Source organism: Cupriavidus malaysiensis (assembly GCF_001854325.1).
Lineage (GTDB): Bacteria > Pseudomonadota > Gammaproteobacteria > Burkholderiales > Burkholderiaceae > Cupriavidus > Cupriavidus malaysiensis.
Genome location: NZ_CP017754.1, coordinates 3,409,114 through 3,426,716, shown reverse-complemented (window position 1 = coordinate 3,426,716; position 17,603 = coordinate 3,409,114). Strand labels below are relative to the sequence as shown.

The 17,603-nt window shown below is 66.8% G+C and carries 15 protein-coding genes, 2 tRNA genes and 1 pseudogene; 9 read left to right on the top strand and 9 right to left on the bottom strand.

Features of this window, described 5'->3' with window-relative positions; genetic code table 11:
• The first annotated feature begins 85 nt into the window (after window positions 1-85).
• Window positions 86-1,180 carry a YeiH family protein gene (locus BKK80_RS15465; RefSeq protein WP_236903689.1) on the top strand — a complete coding sequence of 365 codons (1,095 nt, stop codon included), beginning with the start codon at window positions 86-88 and terminating at the stop codon, window positions 1,178-1,180.
• Between the two features lie 27 nt (window positions 1,181-1,207).
• Here BKK80_RS15465 and BKK80_RS15460 read toward each other — a convergent pair.
• A tRNA-Leu gene (locus BKK80_RS15460) sits at window positions 1,208-1,294 on the bottom strand.
• Between the two features lie 160 nt (window positions 1,295-1,454).
• Here BKK80_RS15460 and BKK80_RS15455 point away from each other — a divergent pair.
• From BKK80_RS15455 to BKK80_RS15445, 3 genes are all read left to right on the top strand, one after another.
• The gene (locus tag BKK80_RS15455; protein ID WP_071014219.1) at window positions 1,455-1,772 is read left to right on the top strand and encodes a hypothetical protein; all 318 of its coding nucleotides are present in this window, start codon (window positions 1,455-1,457) and stop codon (window positions 1,770-1,772) included.
• 325 nt (window positions 1,773-2,097) lie between these two features.
• Complete coding sequence (locus BKK80_RS15450) at window positions 2,098-2,358, top strand: hypothetical protein (RefSeq protein WP_071016491.1); 261 nt, start codon at window positions 2,098-2,100, stop codon at window positions 2,356-2,358.
• 178 nt (window positions 2,359-2,536) lie between these two features.
• On the top strand, window positions 2,537-2,944 hold the full coding sequence (locus BKK80_RS15445) for a heme-binding protein (protein ID WP_071014216.1): 408 nt from the start codon (window positions 2,537-2,539) through the stop codon (window positions 2,942-2,944).
• A gap of 158 nt (window positions 2,945-3,102) precedes the next feature.
• Here the strand turns inward: BKK80_RS15445 and BKK80_RS15440 are convergent, their stop codons facing one another.
• The 4 genes from BKK80_RS15440 to BKK80_RS15425 all read right to left on the bottom strand — a co-directional run bounded on the left by BKK80_RS15440 (window position 3,103) and on the right by BKK80_RS15425 (window position 5,610).
• The gene (locus BKK80_RS15440; protein ID WP_071070876.1) at window positions 3,103-3,429 is read right to left on the bottom strand and encodes a hemin uptake protein HemP; all 327 of its coding nucleotides are present in this window, start codon (window positions 3,427-3,429) and stop codon (window positions 3,103-3,105) included.
• A 281-nt stretch (window positions 3,430-3,710) separates the two neighbouring features.
• Window positions 3,711-4,124, bottom strand: a complete 414-nt coding sequence (locus BKK80_RS15435) for an ExbD/TolR family protein (protein ID WP_071014213.1) — start codon at window positions 4,122-4,124, stop codon at window positions 3,711-3,713.
• Between the two features lie 49 nt (window positions 4,125-4,173).
• Window positions 4,174-4,902, bottom strand: coding sequence for a MotA/TolQ/ExbB proton channel family protein (locus tag BKK80_RS15430; protein WP_071014210.1), 729 nt, complete (start codon window positions 4,900-4,902; stop codon window positions 4,174-4,176).
• A 51-nt stretch (window positions 4,903-4,953) separates the two neighbouring features.
• Window positions 4,954-5,610 carry an energy transducer TonB gene (locus BKK80_RS15425; protein ID WP_071014207.1) on the bottom strand — a complete coding sequence of 219 codons (657 nt, stop codon included), beginning with the start codon at window positions 5,608-5,610 and terminating at the stop codon, window positions 4,954-4,956.
• A 424-nt stretch (window positions 5,611-6,034) separates the two neighbouring features.
• On the opposite strand from BKK80_RS15425, the gene BKK80_RS15420 reads away from it, so the two are divergent.
• A complete protein-coding gene (locus tag BKK80_RS15420; RefSeq protein WP_071014206.1) occupies window positions 6,035-8,335 on the top strand; it encodes an AAA family ATPase in 2,301 nt (766 codons plus the stop codon).
• A 17-nt stretch (window positions 8,336-8,352) separates the two neighbouring features.
• Here BKK80_RS15420 and murI read toward each other — a convergent pair whose 3' ends face one another.
• Window positions 8,353-9,198, bottom strand: a complete 846-nt coding sequence (gene murI / locus BKK80_RS15415; protein ID WP_071014203.1) for a glutamate racemase — start codon at window positions 9,196-9,198, stop codon at window positions 8,353-8,355.
• 144 nt (window positions 9,199-9,342) lie between these two features.
• Window positions 9,343-10,866: a fumarate hydratase gene (locus tag BKK80_RS15410; RefSeq protein WP_071016487.1), complete on the bottom strand. Its 1,524-nt coding sequence runs from the start codon at window positions 10,864-10,866 to the stop codon at window positions 9,343-9,345.
• Window positions 10,867-11,372: 506 nt separating this feature from the next.
• On the opposite strand from BKK80_RS15410, the gene acs reads away from it, so the two are divergent.
• From acs to BKK80_RS15395, 3 genes are all read left to right on the top strand, one after another.
• Window positions 11,373-13,355: an acetate--CoA ligase gene (gene acs / locus BKK80_RS15405; protein WP_071014200.1), complete on the top strand. Its 1,983-nt coding sequence runs from the start codon at window positions 11,373-11,375 to the stop codon at window positions 13,353-13,355.
• Between the two features lie 94 nt (window positions 13,356-13,449).
• Window positions 13,450-15,501: a sodium:solute symporter family protein gene (locus BKK80_RS15400; protein WP_071038138.1), complete on the top strand. Its 2,052-nt coding sequence runs from the start codon at window positions 13,450-13,452 to the stop codon at window positions 15,499-15,501.
• 86 nt (window positions 15,502-15,587) lie between these two features.
• Window positions 15,588-15,678 (top strand) — tRNA-Ser (locus BKK80_RS15395).
• Window positions 15,679-16,150: 472 nt separating this feature from the next.
• Here BKK80_RS15395 and BKK80_RS15385 read toward each other — a convergent pair.
• Both BKK80_RS15385 and BKK80_RS37465 read right to left on the bottom strand, forming a co-directional pair.
• Entirely contained in the window at window positions 16,151-16,525 is a 375-nt protein-coding gene (locus BKK80_RS15385; protein ID WP_071070144.1) for a helix-turn-helix domain-containing protein, read from the bottom strand.
• On the bottom strand, window positions 16,522-17,007 hold the full coding sequence (locus BKK80_RS37465; RefSeq protein WP_236903688.1) for a type II toxin-antitoxin system RelE family toxin: 486 nt from the start codon (window positions 17,005-17,007) through the stop codon (window positions 16,522-16,524). Before BKK80_RS37465 ends, BKK80_RS15385 begins: the two co-directional genes overlap by 4 nt.
• Here BKK80_RS37465 and BKK80_RS15375 point away from each other — a divergent pair.
• Window positions 16,933-17,561: pseudogene (locus BKK80_RS15375) on the top strand (NADPH-dependent F420 reductase). The gene BKK80_RS37465 and the pseudogene BKK80_RS15375 sit on opposite strands and share 75 nt — an antisense overlap.
• The last annotated feature ends 42 nt before the right edge of the window (window positions 17,562-17,603 follow it).

Here is a 17,603-nt window from a genome sequence, read left to right as displayed (position 1 = left end):
GATCATAACGATATTACCTGTTTCACAGATTGATTGGGGCCCGCTACGCTCGGGACATCGACCATCCATGAAGCGGGAGTCCTCCATGTCCACCAGCCTGACCGCCTCGCGTGCCGACAATGCATCGCCGGCCTGGCGCACGCGAGTGCTGACTTTGCTGCCCCTGGGCGGCATCGCATGGCTGGCCATGGTGCTGGCCGACCACCCCGCCATCTCGCGCTACGGCCTGAGCGCGCTGACCCTTGCCATGTGTGCCGGCATGGTGGCTGCCAACACCATGCCGCGTGACTGGCTGGCGCCGCTGGCGCCGGGCATGCAGTTGGCGCGCCATCATATGCTGCGTATCGGTGTGGCCTTGTACGGGCTGCGCCTGACGTTCGGCGCGATCGCCGCGCTGGGCGTCTCCGGAGTGGTCGTACCCTTGCTCATGCTGGTTGCCACCCTGCTGGTCGGTACCTGGCTGGGCGCCTCGCTGTTCGGGCTGAGCCGGCGCGAGGCCCTGCTGGTCAGCGCCGGCAGCGCGATCTGCGGCGCCGCCGCGGCCATCGCCGTGTCGTCGGTGCTGCGCAGCGACGACAAGCAGACCGCCGTGGCCGTGGCGACCGTGGTGTTGTTCGGCACGGCCGGCATGCTGCTCTACCCCTATCTCTTCACCCTGGCCACGCAGCAATGGCACTGGCCGGTGACGGAGCGCCTGTTCGGCATTTTCACCGGCGCCACCCTGCATGAAGTGGCGCAAGTGATCGCGGCGGGCAAGATGGTCAGCGACGCCACCGCGGACGCCGCGGTGGTAGCGAAGATGGTGCGCGTGCTGGCGCTTGGCCCGCTGCTGCTGGGCATGGCCCTGTGGCAGCGTAGTGCTTCGCGCGGATCGGGGAAGCAGGTGGCAGCGGGAGAGGGGCGGGGCACCCTGGTGTCGCTGCGGAAGTCAGTGCCCTGGTTCGCGGTGGGCTTCGTGGTGGTCATGGCCGTGCATTCGGCAGGCTGGGTGCCGCAGGCGTGGATGGCCGGACTGACGGCTCTGGACAACTGGCTGCTGGCCTGCGCCATGCTGGCCATCGGCCTGCATACGCGCCTTGGCGACCTGCTGCGCGCGGGGCGGCGGCCGCTGGCGCTGGCCGGCCTGCTGTTCGTGTTCCTGATGGCGGCCGGCGCTGCATTGTGCGCCGTCATGGCGTAAAGCCACGGGAGGATGGGCGGGAGTTGCTGGTGCGGCCGACGGGACTCGAACCCGTAAGCCTGTGAAGGCGGCAGATTTTAAGTCTGCTGAGTCTACCAATTTCTCCACGGCCGCCCGGCAAGCCCGGTATTGTGGTGGTTCGGGCGGTTGGATGCAAGCGCGCCGCCATGTTCCCGGTTACGACTGGTAACAATGTCGTCCCGACGGTTGCACCTGGATTTTCCTGGGGTTTTACAATGACCGTATAAATCCCGTCACAACCAGAGGCACGAACATGAAGCGTTGGATGCTTGCAGGTCTTGGCGTCGCGGCAGCGCTCGCATCAGGCGCGGCCATGGCGCACGTCAGCGTTGGCGTGGCGATTGGCGTGCCCGGCGTGGTCGTCGGGGCTCCCGCCTACTATCCGCCTCCGCCGGTCTACTATGCGCCGCCTCCGCCGGTGGTGGTCGCGCCCGCGCCGGTGTACTACGGTGCGCCGCCCGTGATCGTGCGCCCGGCACCGGTGTATTACGGTCCGGGCTACTACTACGGTGGTCCGCGCTTCTACGGCCCGCCGGGCCGGTGGCACGGTCGCGGACACTGGCGTCATTGAGCGGGGCAGGGCATGGTGCGACAAGCGCCGATGCCGTGCCGGCAGTGTCAACAGGGGCTCCGTCAGGAGCCCCTGGTCATTGGTCGCCGGGATTCCGATGCTTTGTCTCGGGGCGATGACGACGTCGAAAGTGGTGCAAGGTTCCCTTCTTTTTTCCCTATTTTGGTGAGGGTCAAAAAAACTGAAGTGACTGATCAAAGCGGACATCACTTTGGCCTAGGGTTTTCCCCTACACTATTGCTGTGACACCGTCATGACAGGCGCGACACGAAGGCGCCCGGCAAGGATGGTGATGGCTCGCATCAAATACAAGGATGACCGCGACATGAAGATCAAGACCAGCCTGGTGGCGCTTGCCGCCCTTACCGCCCTGTCGGCCCTTTCCGTTTCGGCGCAAGCCGCCCCGCGCAAGGTCGACCCCTATCTCGATGGCGCCAAGATCGGCAAGGCCGATCCGTACACCGACGGCGCGAAGCTGGGCAAGGTGGATCCGTACACGGACGGCGCCAAGCTGGGCAAGGTAGACCCGTACACCGACGGTGCGAAGGTCGGCGACCGCCGCGACCCGTTCTCGGAAGGCGTCTGATGCCGGTGGGTGCCGGCTTCCCCCGGCCGGCCCCGCGCAGCAGGAAAACAGACTGAAAAGGACCCGCAAATGTTGCGGGTCTTTTGCTTTTTAGGCGTGCTTTCGCCCATGGCAGCGGCCCGGCGCCAGCAGCTATACTGCCGGCTCCTGTTTCGCAATGATTTTCGAGGAGAGTGGTATGCAGCAGAAAACCGTGCTGACGGCTGATGACGTGAAGAAGGTGCTTGCCGCGGCAGAAGCCGAGGCGAAGGCCAATCACTGGGCCGTCGCGATCGTCGTGGTCGACGATGGCGGCCATCCTCTTGCCATGGTGCGCCTGGACGGCGCTGCCCCGATCTCGGCCTATATCGCCACCGAGAAGGCCCGCACTTCCTCGCTGGGTCGCCGCGAGTCCAAGATCTACGAGGACATGATCAACAACGGCCGCCACTCCTTCACGACGGCCCCGGTGCTGCAAGGCATGCTGGAAGGCGGCGTGCCCATCGTGGTCAACGACCAGGTGGTCGGTGCGGTCGGTGTCTCGGGAGTCAAGTCGGCCGAAGATGCCCAGATCGCCCGCGCTGGCATCGCCGCGCTGGGAGTCTGAGCGGGGGGGCCGGCATGCGCCGGTCCTGCATGCCAAGACGCTCGCGAGGCGGGCCGCGGCAACGAAAAACGGGGCGCCATGGCGCCCCGTTTTCCTTTTGTTGCGCCATCGCCGGTCCACCTTGCGGTGGCGCGTGCCGCGGTTCTTTCCCCGTTTGCTTATTTGGTCAGGATCAGCTTGCCGTAGCGCGTGATGCGCAAGGTGTAGACCTCGCCGTTGTGCAGGATCGGCAGCGTGCTGGCGCCCCGCATCAAGGTGTCGAGATGCACCGGTTCACCCGTGGCGGGTGCCGCGGGCCGGCTGTCCCGGACCAGAGCCTCGAGACGGGCGGGCAGCGCCGCCACTGCGCATTTCACGGTTTCGATTGCCGCAGCCGCCGGCGTTTCCCGGCGCGGCTGCGCGGGGTTCACTTCAACGCGGCGCAAGGATAGACGCCGGCGGGTGACTTCGCGCGGTTGCGGCAGCGGCAGGGCAAAGGTGCTCATCATCGGACTCCGGTAGGTCTCGGTGCCGGCAATGCATGCCGGCTTGTGTATTGGTCAGGTACGACCATCTTAAATGCGAATGGTTATCAATACAATGGGGGTTCACCAAACTTTACAACTCGGCCGGCGGACCGTGGCGCATCTTCTGCAGGGCGGGGCGACGTACGCGCGGAGGGAGCAAATTCATCGGGCGGGCAGTCGCGGGGGAGTGAAAAGAAAAAAGGCATCCCGAAGGATGCCTTGCTCGATGCGGACGGCAGCACGCGGTGCCGCATGCCGCGTCAGTGCTTGGGTTCGGTGATGAAGCCGATCTTGCCGAGGCCGCCGTGCTGGGCCGCGGCCATGACCTGCGCCACGCGCTCGTAGCGTACGTCGCGGTCAGCGCGCAGGTGCAGTTCAGGCTGGGGTTCCTGCTTGGCAGCCTGTGCGATGTTGTTGTCCAGGGTGGCGTCATCCACTTCGGCCTGGTTCCAGTAGACCTTGCCGGCTGCATCGATCGACACGTTGATGTTCTGCGGCTTCTGGTCGTTGGGCTGGTTGGTCGCGCGCGGCAGATCGATCTTGACCGCGTGGTTGATCACGGGAATGGTGATGATGAAGATGATCAGCAATACCAGCATGACGTCGACCAGCGGCGTCATGTTGATCTCGCTCATCACCTCGTCGTCGTCACCTTCCAGGGTGCCGAATGCCATGATGACTTCCTTTGGCGTTGGGGTTGGTTCGGGAGCGGGGCGAGCCGGCTCAGTTCTTCACGGCCAGGCGCACCGAGCCGTCTTCGCCCGTGCGGCCCGTGCCGGGACGCACGCGGGCGCCGGTCACGAAGTAGGCGTGCAGGTCGTGGGCGAAGCGGTTGAGCTTCGAGATGACCGACTTGTTGCCGCGCGTCAGGGCGTTGTAGCCGAGCACCGCCGGGATCGCCACGGCCAGGCCGAAGGCCGTCATGATCAGCGCTTCGCCGACCGGGCCGGCTACCTTGTCGATGGTCGGCACGCCCGACGCGCCGATGCCGATCAGTGCATGGTAGATACCCCACACGGTGCCGAACAGGCCCACGAAAGGCGCGGTCGAGCCGACCGAGGCCAGCACGGCCAGGCCGGATTGCATGCGCGACACGGCGTCGTCGATGGCGCTCTTCAGCGAACGGGTCAGCCAGTCCGAGATATCCATCACGTCGTGCAGCTGCGGCTGGCTGGCGCGGTGGTGCTGGGCGGCTTCCTTGCCGGTGATGGCCAGCGTGCGGAAGGGATTGGCATCGCTGGCGCCCAGGGTCTCGAGTGCGTGGTCGAAGTCATCCGAGTGCCAGAAGCGCTTTTCCGCGCCCTGCGCCATCTTCTTCAGGCGGACCAGATCCCACGCCTTGGTGAGGATCACGATCCACGAAGACAGCGACATGATGAGCAGAATGATGGCGGTCGCACGCATGACGAAATCGCCTTGCGCCCAGAGGTGGGAGAGTCCGAGGTCCTGCATGTTGGTTCCTGGTAGGTCGGGATGGAATAAGTCGATTCCGGGGATCCGGGATCAGTTGAGTTCGAAGGCGATCGGCTGCTGCGCGGTCACCGCCACGGCACGGCCGTTGTCCATGTACGGCTTGCAGCGCATGCGCTTGACGGCGTCTTCCGCCGCCTGATCCAGGCGCGACGATCCGCTCGACGTGGACACGCTGGTCTTGACGACCTTGCCGCTCTCATCGGTGGTCAGGCGTACCACGGCGCGCCCGGTCTCGCCCATGCGGCGCGACTGCGACGGATAGACCGGCTGCGGCGGCGAGCACTGGATCTCGCCGATGCCGACCGCGCGCGGCGCGCTCGATACCGGGGCCGGCGGCTCGGCCGGTGCGGCTGGCGCAGGCGGTGCCGGTGGCGCGGGCGGCGCCTCGATCGCGTTGGGCGTCGGTGGCAGCGAGGCGACCGGTTCGACCTTGGGCTGCTGCGGCTGCGGCTGCGGTCTGGGCGTCGTCACCTTGACCTGCTTGGGCGGCTCGGGTTTGGACTGGGGTTTGGGTGGCGGCGGTGCCGGCGGCGCGGGCGGCTCCAGCGGGATGATGCGTGCCACGATCTCAGGCGAGATCACGGCTTCGGTGAACTTGCGCGCCAGACCGCTCTGGACCAGATACAGCAGTCCCGCGTGGAACAGCAGGACGGCAACCGTGATCTTGAAGAATCGTTGATCGAACATGGGATACGACAGGCGTCGCGACGGGTGGGCGCGAATGGTGCGATGGACGGCGGGCCTGGCTTACTTGCGATAGAAGAGAATTAGCGAAATGCCACAACCGACCAGCAAGCTGAGCAACAGTTCCATGGTAAACGCTCCTTCAACCGGGTTGCCGTGGGAGCGCCGCTCTCTGGCAGCGTGTCAGTTCGCGAGTATAAACGATAATGATTCTTATTTGTTGCCTTTTGCGGCACTCGGGCGCGGGCGGCAGGATGCAGCCCACTTTATACCGCTGTTCCAAGCGGTCTGCTCGGCCTGCGACAAAGCCACGCAGGCCGGCATCCGAGGGTAGGCGGCAATGTCGCGCCGGCGGCAAAGCGCGCTAGGATAGGAGAAACGGGCCACCCGCAGCGGCGCGCAGCGGCCCGAGCGAGGGGACGAGGCTATGGAATTCACCCGCAATGCCGATGAGGAGCGTTCGACCGTCCTGCGCGCCACGCCGGGGGCCGGCACCAGTTCCGCGCTCGACTGGATGTGCGCGCAGTTCGCGCTGCGCGTGGTCTGCGCGCTCGGTCCGCGCTTCAACCTGCGCAGCAACATCAACGACGTGCTGACGGTCAGCGCCCAGGAACTGGTCTGGCCCTATGGCGTGGTGCTGCGCGTGCAGCGTTTCCTGGCTGCCCGCTGTGCCGACATGCCGGCCTGGAAGGGCGCCGCCCGCCTGCCGGCCGAGGAGTTCCTGGAGCGCCACGGTCAGTGGAACAGTGCCTTCGACGAGAGCGCTCTGTTCTACTACCTGGACGAGTACGTCAAGTACCACGCCAAGGACATGTACGCGGTCTTCGAGGTGTCGGCCGCCGCCATCGCTGCCCGCCTGGAAGGCGAGCGGGTGCTGCTGGTGCGCAATATCGACATGCTCAGCCATGTGCTCGACCTGCCCGAGCACGAGCGCAAGCTGCTGCTCTATGCCGCGCTGGCGAAGTACAAGCGCGACCTGCGCGCGGTGATGGTCGACTGCAAGGTGGCGCACAGCCAGGAGGCGTTCCAGATCCTCGCCGGCCTGACCGGCGCCAGCCCCGCCGAGGTGGCCGCTTCGCTGCGGCCCGGCTCGCGCCTGGAGACGCTGAACCTGATCGAACAGCCGCTGCCGGAGAACAGCGTGACCGACCTGGGCGATCTGATGCGCCTGTCGGACCGGCTGCTGCACGTGCTGCTGGGAAACTACGCCGACGAGGCCGACATGATGGCGGTCTTCACGCGGCCGGCGGCGCCGCCGACGCTGGACTGCTCGGACTATCCGCACGTCGAGACCGACGCGCGCTACCTGTCCGCCCTGCTCGGCAACGCCACGCGCCAGCACGCCGCGGGGGTCAATATCCTGCTGTACGGGCCGCCCGGTACCGGCAAGACGGAATTCGCGCGGCTGATCGCGCGCGAGGCGGGCTGCGAGCTGTACGAGGTCGATTGCCTCGATCGCGACGGCAACAGCCTGTCGGGCAAGGACCGCTATCGTTCGCTGCAGGTCTCGCAGGCATTCCTGCGCGGGCGGCCGCGCACCGCGCTGCTGTTCGATGAGGTCGAGGACGTGTTCCCGGGCAGCGCGCGTGAGCTGATGAGCCTGCTCGGGCACGAGGACGCGCGCGGCTCGGTCAACGGCAAGGCCTGGGTCAACCAGACGCTGGAGGAGAACCCGGTGCCGGTGATCTGGATCTCGAACTCGATCCGGCAGATCGATCCGGCCTACCTGCGGCGTTTCCAGTTCCACCTGGAGCTGAAGGTGCCGCCGCCGATGGTGCGCGAGAACATCCTGCGCAAGCACTTGCAAGGCCTGCAGGTCAGCGAGGCCTTCATCGCCGCGCTGGCCGCGCGCAAGACGCTGACGCCGGCCCAGGTGCAGTCGGCGGCGCGCTTCGTCGAACTGGCGCGTCCCGGCGTGCAGGAGCCGGCGGAAGCCCTGATCCTGCGCCAGCTCGATCACGCCGATCGGGCCATGGGGCTGCGTCCGGAGGCCGAGGCGCGCCCGGTGGTGACGCATTACCGGCTCGACTACCTGAACCTGGAAACGCGCTATGCGGTCGACAAGATCATCCAGGCGCTGCAGGCGCGCCAGCGCGGCACCCTGTGCTTCTTCGGCCCGCCCGGGACCGGCAAGACCGCGCTGGCCGAACATATCGCCGCCGCCCTGGACCTGCCGCTGATGATCCGCCGCGCCTCCGACCTGATGAGCAAGTACGTGGGCGAGACGGAGCAGCAGATCGCGGCCATGTTCGCGCGCGCGGAGGAGGACGGCGCCGTGCTGCTGCTCGACGAGGCCGACAGCTTCATGCAGAGCCGGCAGAACGCGGTGCGCAACTACGAGGTGTCCGAGGTCAACGAAATGCTGCAAGGCATGGAGCGCTTCAACGGCATCTTCCTCTGCACCACCAATCTGTTCGATCGCATCGATGAGGCTGCGCTGCGGCGCTTTTCGTTCAAGATCCGCTTCCTGCCGCTGAAGCCGGCACAGCGTGTGGCCATGTTCACCGACGAGGCGCTGGGCGGCGACGCGGGTGCCTTGAGCGATAGCATGCGCCGCGAACTCGATGCGATGGACTGCCTGACCCCCGGTGACTTCGCAACTGTGAAGCGTCAGTGCGTGCTGCTGGGCGAAGCGCTGACACCTGAGGAGTTCCTGGCGCAGCTGCGCCAGGAGCATGCGGTCAAGCCCGAGGTCAGGCAGCGTCGCCCGCTCGGCTTCCTGCAGTAGGGCGGGGCCCGCCGCGTTCAGCGCAGGACATGTGCCGCCGCGTCCAGCGGCGGCGCCGGTTCGATGACGATCGTTTCCGCCTGCGCGTCGACGTGCAGCAGGGCGGCGACCATATCCTGCAGGTGGCTGGCTTCCTTGGTCGTTGCATAGCGCGTGAAGGGGGCCGCGCCGGGCGCGGCGGCGATGCCGTGCTCGGCCAGCCGGCGCGCGAGCTGACGCGCGACCGCGGCGCCGGTATCGATCAGCGCCATGCGTCCGCCGATCATCTCCACCAGCGTGTCCGTCAGGAAGGGGTAGTGGGTGCAGCCCAGTACCAGCGTGTCGGCGCCGGCGTCCAGCATGGGCTGCAGGAAGCCGGCCAGGCTGGCGCGCACCGCCGCGCTGCCGACGTCGCCGCGCTCGATTGCGTCCACCAGGCCGATGCCGGCGGTGCAGAGGAAGCGGCTCTCGCCGTCGAGCGAAGCCAGCAGGCGCGCGAACTTCGCGCCCTTGAGCGTATTGGCCGTGGCGAGCACGCCCACCACCTTGCTGCGGCTGGCGGCGGCGGCCGGCTTCAGGCCGGGCTCTACCCCGATGATGGGTAGCGGCAGCGTCTCGCGCAGCGTCTGCACGGCATGGACGGTGGCGGTATTGCAGGCGATCACCAGCGCCTTGCAGCCTTGGTCGGCCAGCCAGCGGCAGACCTGCAGCGTGCGCGCCTCGACGAAGCGCTCCGGCTTCTCGCCATAGGGGGCGTACTTCGAATCGGCGATATACAGCAGCGATTCGTGCGGCAGCAGCGCGCGGATCTCGCGCAGGACCGACAGGCCGCCGAGGCCGGAATCGAAGATGCCGATGGGAGCGTCGTTGGCGGGCTGGTTCACGGGAAAGGGCAGGGCAAGGGGCGGTTGGTGGCGAGGGCGCCCGGCCACACCGGAAGTGCGGGGCGAGCATGCACCGGGAAACAAAAAGCCGGGTCGGCAGACCCGGCTTTCAGGGACAGCAAGGCTGTCACGGCGTGCCTGGAATCAGGCGGCCGCGACGGGGATCTTGCCGATCCTGGCCTGCCATTCGGCGGGGCCGGTCTTGTGCACGGAGATGCCCGAGCTGTCGACCGCCACGGTGACCGGCATGTCCTTGACGTCGAACTCGTAGATGGCTTCCATGCCGAGGTCTTCGAAGGCCAGCACCTTGGCGCCGCGGATGGCCTTGGAGACCAGGTAGGCGGCACCGCCGACGGCCATCAGGTAGGCCGACTTGTGCTTCTGGATGGACTCGATCGCCACCGGGCCACGCTCGGCCTTGCCGATCATCGCGATCAGGCCGGTCTGCGACAGCATGGTCTCGGTGAACTTGTCCATGCGGGTGGCGGTGGTCGGGCCGGCCGGACCCACCACTTCGTCACGCACCGGATCGACCGGGCCGACGTAGTAGATCACACGGTTGGTGAAGTCGATGGGCAGCTTCTCGCCCTTGGCCAGCATGTCGGCGATACGCTTGTGTGCGGCATCGCGGCCGGTCAGCATCTTGCCGTTCAGCAGCAGGGTCTGGCCCGGCTTCCACGAGGCTACTTCTTCCGGCGTCAGCGCGTTCAGGTCGACGCGCTTGGAGGTCTCGGTGTTCGGCGCCCACTCGACCTTCGGCCATTGCGACAGGTCAGGCGCTTCCAGCTTGGCCGGGCCGCTGCCGTCCAGCGTGAAGTGCGCGTGGCGGGTGGCGGCGCAGTTCGGGATCATGGCCACCGGCAGGTTGGCGGCGTGGGTCGGGTAGTCCTTGATCTTCACGTCGAGCACGGTGGCCAGGCCGCCCAGGCCCTGCGCACCGATGCCCAGTGCGTTGACCTTCTCGTACAGTTCGATGCGCAGTTCCTCGGCGCGATTGGACGGGCCGCGCGCGATCAGGTCCTGGATGTCGATGGGCTCCATCAGGGCTTCCTTGGCCAGCAGCATCGCCTTTTCCGCGGTGCCGCCGATACCGATGCCGAGCATGCCCGGCGGGCACCAGCCGGCACCCATGGTCGGCACGGTCTTGAGCACCCAGTCGACGATCGAGTCGGACGGGTTCAGCATCACGAACTTGGATTTCGCCTCGGAGCCGCCGCCCTTGGCCGCGACGATCACGTCGACCGTGTCGCCCGGTACGACGGAGACGTTGATCACCGCCGGGGAGTTGTCCTTGGTATTGGTGCGCTTGCCTGCCGGATCGGCCAGCACGCTGGCGCGCAGCTTGTTGTCCGGGTCGTTGTAGGCGCGGCGCACGCCTTCGTTGACCATGTCTTCCAGGCTCATCGTGGCGTCATCCCAGCGCACGTTCATGCCGATCTTCAGGAACACGGTGACGATGCCGGTGTCCTGGCAGATGGGCCGCTTGCCTTCCGCGCACATGCGGCTGTTGGTCAGGATCTGGGCGATCGCGTCCTTCGCCGCCGGGCTCTGCTCCAGCTCATAGGCACGGCCCAGGCTGGTGATGTAGTCCATCGGGTGGTAGTAGCTGATGTACTGCAGGGAGTCGGCGACGCTCTGGATGAGGTCTTCTTGCTTGATGGCGGTCATGTTGTGGGAGGACATGCGGTGGGACGTAGCCCGCAATCATACACCGTGGCGGGTGTGGTTGCCTGCGTGCATACATCCGTCCACATTCGCCCAGCCGGGCTGGAGGTGATGCTTGCGGCTTGCCGGCGGTGACAATGAAGAAAGCAGCCGGGCAGGGCTGCGGTTGGTGAGCGCCTGCGGCTCAGGGCGCTCACGGCGCGCTATGCAGCCGCCGGTCTGCTGGCAGCGAGGGAATGGCGCGGAATGGCACAGCGCGGCATTCGGGAATCCCGCCCGAACGGCGCCGTTGCCGGGTAGCTGTGCTAGCCTAATGGAGAAGGCTGCACATTGACAGGCGAGCATGCGGGAGACGTCCCCCGGGTCCCTCACCGCGCCCCATGCTGCGATGCAGCAGGCGCCGGCGCCATCGCGATGCGGCGCGGCTGCCTGCGTGCAGCGTCAGGATTCAGTAAGCCACCAAGCGTAAGTTTGCAGCCACGCAGCCAAGCCAATCAGGAGACAACGACATGTCCGCCATCGAATCGGTGATGCAAGAGCATCGCGTCTTCAACCCCCCCGCATCGTTCGTCGAGCAGGCGGCCATCTCCGGCATGGAGGCCTACCAGGCCCTGTGCGACGAGGCCGAGCGCGACTACGAGGGCTTCTGGGCACGCCACGCACGCGAGCTGCTGCACTGGAACCAGCCCTTCACCAAGGTGCTCGACGAGAGCGACGCCCCCTTCTACAAGTGGTTCGAGGACGGCCAGCTCAACGCTTCCTACAACTGCCTGGAGCGCAATCTCGAGAACGGCAACGCCGACAAGATCGCCATCGTCTTCGAAGCTGACGACGGCACCGTGACCCGCGTCAGCTACCGCGAGCTGCATGCGCGCGTGTGCCGCTTTGCCAACGGCCTGAAATCGCTCGGCATCGCCAAGGGCGACCGTGTGGTGATCTACATGCCGATGTCGATCGAAGGCGTGGTCGCGATGCAGGCCTGCGCCCGCATCGGCGCCACCCACTCGGTGGTGTTCGGCGGCTTCTCGGCCAAATCGCTGCAGGAGCGCCTGGTCGATGTCGGCGCGGTGGCACTGATCACCGCCGACGAACAGATGCGCGGCGGCAAGGCGCTGCCGCTCAAGGCCATCGCCGACGAGGCGCTGGCGCTGGGCGGCTGCGAGGCCGTCAAGAACGTGATCGTCTACCGCCGCACCGGTGGCAAAGTCAGCTGGAGCGAAGGCCGTGACCGTTCGATGGAGGACGTATCCGCCGGACAGGCGGACACCTGCGAGGCGGTACCGGTCGACGCCGAACACCCGCTCTTCGTGCTCTACACCTCCGGCTCCACCGGCAAGCCCAAGGGGGTGCAGCACAGCACCGGCGGCTACCTGCTGTGGGCCTTGATGACGATGCGCTGGACCTTCGACGTCAAGCCGGATGACCTCTTCTGGTGCACGGCGGACATCGGCTGGATCACCGGCCACACTTATATCGCCTACGGCCCGCTGGCAGCCGGCGCGACCCAGCTGATGTTCGAGGGCGTGCCGACCTATCCGAACGCGGGCCGTTTCTGGGACATGATCCAGCGCCACAAGGTCAGCATCTTCTACACGGCGCCGACGGCGATCCGCTCGCTGATCAAGGCGGCCGACGCCGACGAGAAGATCCATCCGCGCCAGTACGACCTGTCCAGCCTGCGCCTGCTGGGCACGGTGGGCGAGCCGATCAATCCCGAGGCTTGGATGTGGTACTACCAGAACATCGGCGGCGAGCGCTGCCCGATCGTCGACACCTTCTGGCAGACCGAGACCGGCGGCCACGTGATCACGCCGCTGCCGGGCGCGACGCCGCTGGTGCCGGGTTCCTGCACGCTGCCGCTGCCGGGCATCATGGCGGCAGTGGTCGACGAGACCGGCAACGACGTGCCCAACGGGCATGGCGGCATCCTGGTGATCAAGCGTCCGTGGCCGTCGATGATCCGCACCATCTGGGGCGATCCGGAGCGCTTCAAGAAGAGCTACTTCCCCGAGGAGCTGGGCGGCCGCCTGTACCTGGCCGGCGACGGTTCGATCCGCGACAAGGACACCGGCTACTTCACCATCATGGGCCGCATCGACGATGTGCTGAACGTGTCCGGCCATCGCATGGGCACCATGGAGATCGAGTCGGCCCTGGTGGCCAACCCGCTGGTGGCGGAGGCGGCCGTGGTGGGCCGCCCCGACGACACCACCGGCGAAGCGATCTGCGCCTTCGTCGTGCTCAAGCGCGCGCGTCCGGATGGCGCCGAGGCCGAGCAGATCGCCGCCGAGCTGCGCAACTGGGTGGGCAAGGAGATCGGCCCGATCGCCAAGCCCAAGGACATCCGCTTCGGCGACAACCTGCCCAAGACCCGTTCCGGCAAGATCATGCGGCGCCTGCTGCGCTCTCTGGCCAAGGGCGAGGAAATCACGCAGGACACCTCGACGCTGGAGAACCCGCAGATCCTCGACCAGCTCAAGCAGGCACGCTGATCCGGGCGCAGCGGCATGACGGCCCGGCGCCCGCGCGGCGCCGGCCGCACGCCGGCCCGTCGCGCCCCGCTTCCGTGCCGCCACGTTCTATTCCATGCCCGACGACCAGTCGCGCTTCCGCCGCCGGCTGACGCTCTACTACAGCCTGTTCACGCTCGGGCTGTTGGGCTTCGTCGGCATGATGTCGCTGCTGGAACGGTCCAGCAGCGATGCCCTGTGGCTGGGCTATGTCTTCCTCTTCGTCACCATCGCGATCTATGCCTGCATCGGGCTGATCTGCCGCACCTCCGACCTGACCGAGTACTACGTGGCGGGCCGGCGCGTGCCGGGCGTCTTCAATGGCATGGCGATCGCCGCCGACTGGATGAGCGCGGCCTCCTTCATCGGCCTGGCCGGCATCGTCTTCGCCTCGGGCTATGAAGGGCTGGCCTATGTGATGGGCTGGACCGGCGGCTACTGCCTGGTCGCCTTCCTGTTGGCGCCTTACCTGCGCAAGTACGGCGGCTACACCATTCCCGACTTTCTCGCCGCCCGCTACGGCAACGGCCGCCCGGGCGGAAACTTCGCCGTGCGCGGCATCGCCGTGCTGGCCGCCTCGCTCTGCTCCTTCGTCTACCTGGTCGCGCAGATCCAGGGGGTCGGGCTGGTGGTGACGCGCTTCATCGGCGTCGAATTCGCCGTCGGCGTGTTCTTCGGGCTGGCCGGCATCCTGGTCTGCTCCTTCCTGGGCGGCATGCGGGCCGTCACCTGGACACAGGTGGCGCAGTACATCATGCTGATCGTGGCCTTCCTGGCGGCGGTGTCGATGATCGCCTGGAAGCATCACCACCAACTGCTGCCCCAGCTCGGCTACGGGCCGCTGCTGGCGCAGATCGACCGGGAGGAGCGCCGGCTCGACCAGGACCCGGCCGAACGCGCGGTGCGGAAGTTCTACGCAGACAAGGCGGCCGCCCTGCAGATCCGCATCGCCCGCCTGCCGCAGTCCTTCGAGGAAGAGCGCGATGCGCTGACGGCGCGGCTGGAGTCGCTGCGCGTGCGCAACGCGCCGCTGCGCGAGATCAAGGAACTGGAGCGCGAGCGGCTGGCCTATCCGCGCGATGCCGCCGAGGCGCACCAGCAGTGGACGCAGATGCGCGACGACGCGCTCGCGCGCAGCCTGCCCTCGAAGTCCTCCACCGAGCCGTTTCCCGCGGCGAGCGAGGGCGAGCGGGATGCCAAGCGCCTGAACTTCGTGCTGCTGGTGTTCTGCCTGATGGTGGGCACCGCCAGCCTGCCGCACATCCTGACCCGGCTGTACACCACGCCGTCGGTCAAGGAGACGCGCAATTCCGTCGCCTGGGCGGTGTTCTTCATCGCCTTGCTCTATGTCTCCGCGCCGGCGCTCGCGGCGCTGGTCAAGGTGGAGTTCCTGCAACACCTGGTGGGCACGCCCTATGCGGAACTGCCGCAGTGGGTGGTGCAATGGCGCAAGGTCGATCCGCCGGTGTTCACGCTGCGCGACGTCAATGGCGACGGCATCGTGCAGTGGGCGGAGATCCTGATCCAGCCCGACATGATCGTGCTGGCCGCGCCGGAGATCGCCGGGCTGCCCTATGTGATCTCCGGCCTGGTCGCGGCCGGCGCGCTGGCCGCCGCGCTGTCCACGGCCGATGGCCTGCTGCTGACCATCGCCAACGCCTTGTCTCACGACGTCTTCTATCACATGGTCGATCGTCAGGCGAGCCACCAGCGCCGGGTGACCACGGCCAAGGTACTGCTGCTGGGGGTGGCGCTGTTCGCTTCCTACGTGACCTCGCTGCGGCCGGGCAATATCCTGTTCCTGGTCGGTGCCGCCTTCTCGCTGGCCGCTTCCAGCTTCTTCCCGGTGCTGGTGCTGGGCATCTTCTGGCGCCGCACCACGGCGGCGGGCGCGGTGGCCGGCATGGCGGCGGGACTGGGGGTGGCCATCTACTACATCTTCGTCAACTATCCCTTCTTCACGCGCATGACCGGCATCTTCGGCGACCGCTGGTTCGGCGTCGACCCGATCGCATCCGGCGCCTTCGGCGTGCCGGCCGGCTTCATCGTGGCCATCGTCGTTAGCTTGCTGACACCGCGCAACGCGCCGGTGATCGACCGTCTGGTCGGCTACCTGCGCAAGGGCTGATTGCACGGGGCTTGCCCGTCTTTTTGCTTGTTCCCGCAGGAAGTACTGGATTCGAAAAATAACTCTGTTATAATCGCGGACTTCCCGGAGAGATGGATGAGTGGTTTAAGTCGCACGCCTGGAAAGCGTGTATAGGTTAATAGCCTATCGGGGGTTCGAATCCCCCTCTCTCCGCCACTGAATACGTAAGGCTTAGCGGGTGGTTGCACTAACCGCTGGGTCATAGCAAAGGGCTTGGGTCATGGAAACGTGACCCAAGCCCTTTTTGTTTGCCTGCAGCGGGGCCACCACCTCCGGTTTCCGCCGGTACACCCGCTTGGTCGTCGCCGTGCTCGCGTGAGACATCAGGGCTCGCGCGTGCTCAAGGTCTTCGGCGTCGTTCGCCGCCTTGGCGCGGATGTCGTGCTCGTTGAAGGGCACTGTGACGTCCGTCTCCGCTATCCCCCGCTCCATGAAGTTCCGCCCAAGCGATTCCCACCCGCCGGCGCGGCCGCTCTCCTCGTTGACGTAGCCCTGGCCGCATGGCTCCGCTGGATTTCATCGTTAGGCGACTGCTTTGGGGCGACGAGATCGACCAAAGCCCAGGACCGCAATGGGTCGATAAGCGACCTTGGGTTTCCCAGGAGCCGGCGAATCCTTTTTTGCTCGCTCAGGCCAGCTCGACCAGCAGGTCCATCTGCACCTCCAGCGCGGCGGCCAGCTTCTGCAGCACGTCGACGCTTCCATCGCGCTTCCGGTTTTCCATCTGGCTCAAGTAGGGCTTGCTGATGCCGGCGGCCGAGGCGAGCGCCTCCTGCGTGATGCCTCGGTGCTCGCGCCATGCCTTGATCGGATGGTCGCCCGCCAGTTCGGCCTTGAGTACAGCATGCGGAATGCGGGTGCCATCGTCTTCCGCCATCGCTTGCTTCAGCATAGCGGCATCGTCCAGATCCTCGATCAGGTCTTTGACCTTGTCCCAGATCTCGATGGGCACCACCGCATATTCGCGGTGGCCGTCGCGTTCGATGAATTGGATGTCGATCATTTGTATGCGCCTCCGCGCGGATTGATTGCCAGCACGACGATCACCAGTCGGCCGTCCTCGATTCGGTATAGCACGCGCCAATCGCCCACGCGCAGCCGGTATCCCTCGATGCCGGCCAGCTTCTTGGCGTCAGGGTTCGGCCCGTAGGGGGCCGCCGCCAGCGCTTCGATTTTCGCCATGATCGTGGCCGCCACGTTCCGGGCAAGGGCCGCGCCCTGCGGCCGGTGCTGATCTTTGCGCGCGAGGCCAGCTACTCGCCGCGTCTCAGATTCGAGCGGGTCGCGCGCGAGACTGGTGCTGTCGATCCGGGCCGGCGCGGCTGGCTGGCCGGGTTTGCCGCCGCGGCGGCCCTGGCTGCTCTGGGCCGGCGGGCGCAGGGGCTGCGCGCGCAACCCGGTGCCGCACGCATGCAGCCGGTGGGCGTCATCGGTGCCGGCCATATCGGTGGCACCATCGGCGGCTTGTGGGTGCAGGCCGGCCATCCAGTGCTGTTCTCGTCGCGTCATCCTGACGAATTGCGCCCGCTGGCGCAGGCAGGCTCCGTGGCACAGGCCATCGCCTTTGCGGACGTGGTCTTGCTGGCGGTGCCGTACAAGGCGCTGCCCGAGATCGCCCCGGGACTATGGGCGGGCCCTGTCGGGCAAGGTGGTGATAGATGCGACCAATGCCTTTCGCGAGCGCGACGGCAATGCTGGTGCGCTGGCGCTGCGTGACGGCATCGGCATCACGACCGCGCGATTCCTGCCCGGCGCCCGGGGTGGTACGCGCCTTCAATTTCATGGCGGCGGCTGCCTTCGCCAGCGAAAGCCACCATGCCGGCGAGCCGGTGGCGGTGCCGATCGCAGGCGATGACCCGCAGGCGCTGCGCGTGGCCAAGCAACTCGTGCGCGATGCAGGTTTCGAGCCGGTCGTGGTGGGCGGCCGCGCCAGCGCCGACAGTTTCGCGCCAGGCGGTCCGCTGTTCCACCAGATAGGCTCGGCGCAGGCGATGCGGGAGCGTATCGCGCGGCTGCCGAACCCGGCTGGCGCGCGATAGTCGATAGTCCATTGTGTCATGCGAAAAGCACCGCCGATCGAC

Excerpts from the sequence above, each read along its gene's own strand:
- BKK80_RS15465 (WP_236903689.1), top strand. The coding sequence starts at position 86 with ATGTCCACCAGCCTGACCGCCTCGCGTGCCGACAATGCATCGCCGGCC.
- BKK80_RS15455 (WP_071014219.1), top strand. The coding sequence starts at position 1,455 with ATGAAGCGTTGGATGCTTGCAGGTCTTGGCGTCGCGGCAGCGCTCGCA.
- BKK80_RS15450 (WP_071016491.1), top strand. The coding sequence starts at position 2,098 with ATGAAGATCAAGACCAGCCTGGTGGCGCTTGCCGCCCTTACCGCCCTG.
- BKK80_RS15445 (WP_071014216.1), top strand. The coding sequence starts at position 2,537 with ATGCAGCAGAAAACCGTGCTGACGGCTGATGACGTGAAGAAGGTGCTT.
- BKK80_RS15440 (WP_071070876.1), bottom strand. The coding sequence starts at position 3,429 with ATGAGCACCTTTGCCCTGCCGCTGCCGCAACCGCGCGAAGTCACCCGC.
- BKK80_RS15435 (WP_071014213.1), bottom strand. The coding sequence starts at position 4,124 with ATGGCATTCGGCACCCTGGAAGGTGACGACGACGAGGTGATGAGCGAG.
- BKK80_RS15430 (WP_071014210.1), bottom strand. The coding sequence starts at position 4,902 with ATGCAGGACCTCGGACTCTCCCACCTCTGGGCGCAAGGCGATTTCGTC.
- BKK80_RS15425 (WP_071014207.1), bottom strand. The coding sequence starts at position 5,610 with ATGTTCGATCAACGATTCTTCAAGATCACGGTTGCCGTCCTGCTGTTC.
- BKK80_RS15420 (WP_071014206.1), top strand. The coding sequence starts at position 6,035 with ATGGAATTCACCCGCAATGCCGATGAGGAGCGTTCGACCGTCCTGCGC.
- BKK80_RS15410 (WP_071016487.1), bottom strand. The coding sequence starts at position 10,866 with ATGACCGCCATCAAGCAAGAAGACCTCATCCAGAGCGTCGCCGACTCC.
- acs (WP_071014200.1), top strand. The coding sequence starts at position 11,373 with ATGTCCGCCATCGAATCGGTGATGCAAGAGCATCGCGTCTTCAACCCC.
- BKK80_RS15400 (WP_071038138.1), top strand. The coding sequence starts at position 13,450 with ATGCCCGACGACCAGTCGCGCTTCCGCCGCCGGCTGACGCTCTACTAC.
- BKK80_RS15385 (WP_071070144.1), bottom strand. The coding sequence starts at position 16,525 with ATGATCGACATCCAATTCATCGAACGCGACGGCCACCGCGAATATGCG.
- BKK80_RS37465 (WP_236903688.1), bottom strand. The coding sequence starts at position 17,007 with ATGGCCGGCCTGCACCCACAAGCCGCCGATGGTGCCACCGATATGGCC.